Genomic DNA, 3,276 nt, shown 5'->3' with positions numbered 1-3,276 from the left:
ATATACATAAGAATAACTAATATCTACAAAGGCACACATATTTTTTGTCTTTCCTAAAATGATCTTTCAAAACTAAAAAGCTATAAAATTCTCTGTGTATTTTATAGCTTTTTAGTTTTTTAAATAAAAAAACCAAACCTCCGGATAATTCCACACAATGATAGTTCAAATTTGTAATCCCATCTCACAAATCACCATCAACATTCAAACCATTCAAATTAAAAAAATCCACCCCCTTTCATCTTAGTCAAACAAATTGTAAACATTAACTTATTGTTCGGTTAACATTACAAATAGGGAATTAAAATAATTTTGCGATATATTAATAAAACAAATATTTTAATGAAAAAACTATTCCCTATTGTAGTTGCACTATTTTTTGCTTTTAATGCCAATTGTCAAACCAAGAACTACGCCTCCCTTAAAGTAAAAATCGCCAACCTTGAAGTCGATTCTTTGGTTATTATCTCATACAAAAATCCTGATTTCAAAAAAGTCATCAAAGCGGACAGCGATGGTGTTTTTAAAGACACCTTAAGCGTAAAAGCTGATAAATATTACGTAAGCAATTGTTCGAATGTCTTTCCTAATGGAGTATATCTAAATAATGGATACGATTTAAAAATTACCGTTGACTCCAAAGAACCAGGAAAAACAATCACCTTCAGCGGGAAAGGTGCTACCGAAAATGAATTCGTGATGACTTTTGCCAAGAACGAAGAGAATTTTGATTATGAGTCGCTAATGCAATTGGATCAATCTACATTCAATAAACAAACGGAACAAATACGTTTGAATCTATTTGCTACCCTTGATAAGAAAAAATATGCCTCTGATTTTGTTGTTTACCAAATTGCCTATTTGGATAACTTTATCGAAATGAAAACCCAAACATACAAAACCATCCTAGAAGAGAGAAAATAAAGATCCGTTTACAAGATTATCTTTGGCTTTGCCATATCTATAATTCTTCCCTAGCTTTCGATGTGCGCATATTCTGTTACATATTACGACAAAACATCAGATCGACAATTAAAAACTACTGAGAAATGAATTATCACTCAGTAGTTTTCCCTTTTAAAAATGTTTCTAACGGCAAAATAACAAGAAGAATTTTAGTACTTTTATCTTTTTAAAAGACATTAAAAAATTGTATAAAATGAGCGACGATTGGACCGAAAGATGGAACGACAGATATAGCAACGAAGAATTTGCATATGGCGAAGAGCCTAACAATTATTTAAAACAAGAATTAGAAAAATTAAACATTGGAACAATACTTTTCCCAGCAGAAGGTGAAGGACGTAATGCCGTTTTTGCAGCAAAACTTGGCTGGACAGTTTCGGCGTTCGACATAAGTCTTGAAGGAAAAAACAAAGCATTACAACTCGCTAATACAAATAATGTGACAATTGACTATCAAGTTGGCGAATTAAAAACATTGGATTATAAACCCGAGAAATTCGATGCAATTGCACTAATTTTTGCACACTTCCCTGCCGATATTAAATCCCTTTACCATAAGACTCTTGACAAATACTTACGAAAAAACGGAATCGTTATTTTTGAAGCATTTAGTAAAAAACACCTTGACTATCTTGCTAAAAACGAAAAAGTAGGCGGACCAAAAGACATCGAATCATTATTCTCAATTGAAGAACTAAAGTCAGACTTTGAGAATTACGAAATTATAGAATTAACAGAGCAAGAAATTGAATTAAACGAGGGACAATATCATAATGGGAAAGGCTCCGTGATACGATTTGTAGGTAGAAAAAAGTGACCAAATTTCAATCACAAAAAGCAGCACGAGCTATTTTATTCTTTTATAATTATTATGGATGCTTTATAACCCTTGCCAACATTCCATTGGTCTGACATTACGTCAACTCCTTTATCGTCATAAACTTCAAATTGTGCAGTATTGGGAGAAGCGAAGCCTTCGTTTAAAGCTTCAATATCAATCCTGTTAACACCTTTCTCTAGTTTTATTTCAAATTCTTTATAATCGCCTCCCAAAACAACCTCTGGAACAATTACTTTATTATTTAAAAGTACTCTTATGTAATCACCATCCAAAAACGCAGCGTCACGATAACGTACTTTAGATGTCATAGACTTAGTTTTTATACTGCCTAAATATTGATTTTGTCTATAATAAATACCTGCTGTATTGGCCTCTTTTTTATAGTGATTGATATCATTAAAAAGAGTTTTTGGATCAACCTCTACAGAATCCTTTTTTTTCACGACCTCAGGTGGCGTAACTTTTGGTGAAACTTCTTTAGGAGGAATCTCTTTTTTCTTCTTTGTTTCCTTCGGTGGAATTGGTTTGTATTTAGCACTAAATTCTTCCTGGGCATATCCGCACATTGATATTCCAATCATAATAACAAAAAACAATATCCTTTTCATCTATATAAAATTATTTATTAGCGGCCCAATCGTTATGCTTTTAAATAATTTGAATATATCCAAAACCATAAAACAAATACAATCAGACTCTATTTATATAACACACATTTCATCGAATTTATTGTATTTTTCTCAGGAAAAGTGCTTCTAAAATTAACTCATCAGAATTAAATTTGAAATAAAAAAAAGCAATTATGCAAATAGCATAACGATAGTGAAGATTTACTAATTTATACATCGGTAATCAATATCGACAACTAAAAAACTATAATTTTAAAAAAATATAAATAGATGAATTATAGTTATATTTAGAAAACAAATCAAAGTAAATTCGTATTATATGGTTTAAAAAAAACTATCCTCAAAAAAAAACAAAATTAAAATGAGAAAACAATAATCCTTTTAAGTTTAATTCCATTTACAAATGGAAATATACAAGCCCAAATAAAAAACAAAACACACGAAGCTATTAAACCTGAATTTGGAAAATTTTTAGATAGCATACATGTAAAAGGAGCCTTTTAATTTACGATATAAAAAATAAGGCCTATTATTCCAATAATTTTGCTTGGACTAAAATGGACATCATTCCTACATCGACTTTTAAAATTCCAAATTCAATTATTGCCTTAGAAACAGGAGTAATCAAAAATAATTCTGGCATTTTTAAATGGAATGGAGAAAAACGCAGTTTTAAAAAATGGGAAAAAGATTTGACTTTCAAAGAAGCATTTAGAGTTTCTTGTGTTCCTTTCTACCAAGAAGTCATCAGAAAAATTGGAGTTAATCGAATGAAAACCTATTTAAAGAAATTGAATTATCCGGGAATGGTCTTCGACACGCTGACCATTGATAATTTTT

At 30.5% G+C, this 3,276-nt stretch carries 3 protein-coding genes and 1 pseudogene; 3 read left to right on the top strand and 1 reads right to left on the bottom strand.

The window, feature by feature from the left end:
- Positions 1 to 342: 342 nt before the first annotated feature.
- Positions 343 to 924, top strand: a complete 582-nt coding sequence (locus VFS71_RS05025; RefSeq protein ID WP_326399749.1) for a hypothetical protein — start codon at positions 343 to 345, stop codon at positions 922 to 924.
- Between the two features lie 235 nt (positions 925 to 1,159).
- Positions 1,160 to 1,783: a class I SAM-dependent methyltransferase gene (locus VFS71_RS05020; protein WP_326399748.1), complete on the top strand. Its 624-nt coding sequence runs from the start codon at positions 1,160 to 1,162 to the stop codon at positions 1,781 to 1,783.
- Between the two features lie 35 nt (positions 1,784 to 1,818).
- Here VFS71_RS05020 and VFS71_RS05015 read toward each other — a convergent pair whose 3' ends face one another.
- Positions 1,819 to 2,415 (bottom strand): hypothetical protein, encoded by a 597-nt coding sequence (locus tag VFS71_RS05015; protein ID WP_326399747.1) that lies wholly within the window; start codon positions 2,413 to 2,415, stop codon positions 1,819 to 1,821.
- Between the two features lie 393 nt (positions 2,416 to 2,808).
- Here VFS71_RS05015 and VFS71_RS05010 point away from each other — a divergent pair.
- Positions 2,809 to 3,276 (top strand): annotated as a pseudogene (locus VFS71_RS05010) (penicillin-binding transpeptidase domain-containing protein); the annotation flags it as partial.

This window comes from Flavobacterium sp. (assembly GCF_035760125.1).
Taxonomy (GTDB): Bacteria; Bacteroidota; Bacteroidia; order Flavobacteriales; family Flavobacteriaceae; genus Flavobacterium.
The sequence above is the reverse complement of the archived record's forward strand: the minus strand, read 5'-3'. Positions and strand labels throughout refer to the sequence as shown.

What these genes read in the sequence shown, in the direction of transcription:
- VFS71_RS05020 (WP_326399748.1), top strand. Translation starts at nt 1,160, where the DNA reads ATGAGCGACGATTGGACCGAAAGATGGAACGACAGATATAGCAACGAA.
- VFS71_RS05025 (WP_326399749.1), top strand. Translation starts at nt 343, where the DNA reads ATGAAAAAACTATTCCCTATTGTAGTTGCACTATTTTTTGCTTTTAAT.
- VFS71_RS05015 (WP_326399747.1), bottom strand. Translation starts at nt 2,415, where the DNA reads ATGAAAAGGATATTGTTTTTTGTTATTATGATTGGAATATCAATGTGC.